Consider the following 2,882-nt stretch of genomic DNA (forward strand, 5'->3'; position numbering starts at 1 on the left):
CCAGGACGCTGAAACCGCCCGCGACATCACGTCGACGCCGCAGACCCAGCATCCGCATTACCGCCTCGCCTTCCAGGACATGGACTTCCTGCTCCGCGAAGACCTGCGCCCGGTGCGGTTCCAGCTCGAGCTGCTCAAGACCGAGCTCGTCCTCGAGGAGGCGAAGATCGCCTCGACCTTCGTGTTCTACGGCTCGGCGCGGATCCCCGAGCCTTCGAAGGCCAAGGCGCTGTTCGAACTCGCAACCGACGAGAAGTCGAAGAAGATTGCCGAGCGGCTCGTCGAGAAGTCGAAATATTACGACGTCGCGCGCGAGCTCGCCGCCAAGGTCAGCGTGCTGCCGCGCGACGAGCGCGGCTGGCGGCAGTTCGTGGTGTGTTCGGGCGGCGGTCCGTCGATCATGGAAGCCGCCAATCGCGGTGCGACCGATGTCGGCGCCGAATCGATCGGGCTCAACATCGTCCTGCCGCATGAGCAGGCGCCCAACCCCTATGTGACCCCGTCGCTGTCGGTGCAGTTCCATTATTTCGCGCTGCGGAAAATGCACTTCCTGCTGCACGCGCGGGCGCTCGCGGCGTTTCCGGGCGGGTTCGGGACGTTCGACGAGCTGTTCGAGCTGCTGACGCTGATCCAGACGGGCAAGATCCAGCCGATCCCGGTGCTGCTGTTCGGCCGCGCCTTCTGGGAGCGCGTCGTGAATTTCGACGCGCTGGTCGAGGAAGGCGTCGTCAGCGAGAAGGATCTCGGGATCTTCCGCTATGTCGAAACCGCGGACGAGGCGTGGGACGCAGTCCAGTCCTTCTACCGCGAGCGGGCTGCGGAGGACGCGGCGGAGGGCTGAGTTTTTCTTCCGTTCCCCACTACCACCCTCTCCGTCATCCCGGCGCACGCCGGGACCCATGGACACGGAGCGTTCGCTTATGAAGCGGACCGCAACCGTGGGTCCCGGCTTCTGCCGGGATGACGGAGTGGAGCGGGATAGGACCGTAAACGGCGCCCCCTAATCCTGGAACCATTCTCCCCTGCCTATGGGAGGATGAGGCCTCGCCGATCACCCCGGCCTGGAGCCATTACTTCTCCGAGCGGGCGCCCTTGCGCGCTGCTTCGGGATCGACCGACGGCGCGCCGGAGGCGGGCGTGCCGGTGTTGGCGATGTCCGCGGTGGGGGCGCCCTCGGTTGCTGCGGCTTCCGCGGCGTTCGCGGTCGCGGGCTGATCCTTTGCCGCCTCATCCTTCGCCGCCGGCGCAGCGCCGGCCGCAGGCGCCGCCGGGAGCGGCAGGTTCGAGCCCTGCTGGTTGAGATACAGAATCACGTTCGCGCGGTCCTGCGCGTTGCCAAGGCCCGCGAACGTCATCTTGGTGCCGTTGGCGAACTTGCGCGGGCTGGTCAGCCACGCGTTGAGCTTGTCGAAATCCCACTTGCCGCCGACGCCGGCGAGCGCCGCCGAGAAGGCGTACCCGCCCTTGCCCTTGGCGATTTCCTCGCCGACGGTGCCATACAGGTTCGGGCCGACGCCGTTCGCGCCACCCTGGTTGATGGTGTGGCAGGCGGCGCACTTCTTGAACACTTCGGCGCCCTTGGCAGCGTCGGCGGTCGGCAGCAGCGAGGCGATCGGCACGTCGGCGGCGGCACCGCCCGCGCCTTCCTCGACCACGCCCTCGATCGCGTAGCCCATCTTCTCGGGGCGTTCGCCGTGGAACATCATCCCACCGACGATCGACAGTCCGAGCGCCGCACCACAGCCTGCGAGCACCCAGCCGGCGATCGTATTGGTCCGATTGTCCATATTGCGCGTCCGCCCCTGTTCTGTTTGGGACAGCCATAGAAAAGGCGGGCGCGCACCGCAAGCCGCGCTTGAACATGCGCCACGGCCCCATTACCCGCCCGGCGCATGGAAAACTTCGCCGCACCCGCCCGTCCGATCGTCGCGCGGATGACAGAAGCCGCCGCTGCCGATCCCGCGCGCGCCGTCGCATTCCAGGGCGCGCCGGGCGCCAACAGCCATGTCGCGGCGGTCGAGGCGTTCCCGGATGGCCTCCCACTGCCCTGTTTCGACTTCTCGGACGCGATCGACGCGGTGAAGGACGGCCGCGCCGATTGCGCGATCATCCCGATCGAGAATTCGTTGCACGGTCGCGTCGCCGACATTCACTTCCTGCTGCCCGAATCGGGGCTGGTCATCACCGGCGAGCATTTTCTGGCGATCCGCCACGCGCTGATGGGGACAGGCCCGCGCGACGGAATCCGCCAGGCGATGAGCCACCCGCAGGCGCTCGGCCAGTGCCGCCACTGGCTTAAGGCGCACGGGATCGAGCCGGTGAGCTATCCCGACACCGCGGGCGCCGCGGCGGTCGTGGCCGAGCTTGGCGATCCGGCGATCGCCGCGCTCGCGCCGCCCGCGGCAGCCGGATTGTACGGGCTGGAACTGCTCGCGACCGACATCGCCGATGCGGATCACAACACGACGCGGTTCGTGGTGCTGGCGCGGGGCGGCAAGCCGCCCGCGGCGCAGGAGCCGGTCGGGGGCGAATGGATGACGACGCTGATCTTCGAGGTGAAGAACGTGCCTGCCGCGCTGTACAAGGCGGTCGGCGGCTTTGCGACGAACGGGGTGAATATCACCAAGCTGGAAAGCTATCAGCGCAACGGGAGCTTCTCGGCGACGGAATTCTATGCGGACGTGGTGGGTAAGCCGGGCGACGCGAATCTCGACCATGCGCTGGAGGAATTGGGGTTCCATTCGAAGTGGCTGCGCGTGCTGGGGACGTACCGTCAGGCGCGGACGCGGGGGTAGCCCGATCCTGATCCTCCCCCGCAAGGGGGAGGTGGCAGGCACAGCCTGACGGAGGGGGAGGTAAGGGTAAACCGCTGTTCCGTGCCC

General features: G+C 67.7%; 3 protein-coding genes. 2 read left to right on the forward strand and 1 reads right to left on the reverse strand.

Annotated elements, in window-relative coordinates; genetic code table 11:
- A partial coding sequence (locus ASE88_RS17120; RefSeq protein ID WP_056480200.1) for a TIGR00730 family Rossman fold protein occupies positions 1 to 841 on the forward strand: 841 nt, incomplete at its 5' end.
- 229 nt (positions 842 to 1,070) lie between these two features.
- Here the strand turns inward: ASE88_RS17120 and ASE88_RS17125 are convergent.
- On the reverse strand, positions 1,071 to 1,787 hold the full coding sequence (locus tag ASE88_RS17125) for a c-type cytochrome (protein WP_056480203.1): 717 nt from the start codon (positions 1,785 to 1,787) through the stop codon (positions 1,071 to 1,073).
- Between the two features lie 105 nt (positions 1,788 to 1,892).
- Between ASE88_RS17125 and ASE88_RS17130 the strand changes: the two genes are divergently transcribed.
- Positions 1,893 to 2,795, forward strand: a complete 903-nt coding sequence (locus ASE88_RS17130) for a prephenate dehydratase (protein ID WP_056480205.1) — start codon at positions 1,893 to 1,895, stop codon at positions 2,793 to 2,795.
- The last annotated feature ends 87 nt before the right edge of the window (positions 2,796 to 2,882 follow it).

The sequence above is a fragment of the Sphingomonas sp. Leaf38 genome (genome assembly GCF_001421825.1).
Lineage (GTDB): Bacteria > Pseudomonadota > Alphaproteobacteria > Sphingomonadales > Sphingomonadaceae > Sphingomonas.

Coding starts and splice junctions, on each gene's coding strand:
- ASE88_RS17125 (WP_056480203.1), bottom strand. CDS start 1,787: ATGGACAATCGGACCAATACGATCGCCGGCTGGGTGCTCGCAGGCTGT.
- ASE88_RS17130 (WP_056480205.1), top strand. CDS start 1,893: ATGGAAAACTTCGCCGCACCCGCCCGTCCGATCGTCGCGCGGATGACA.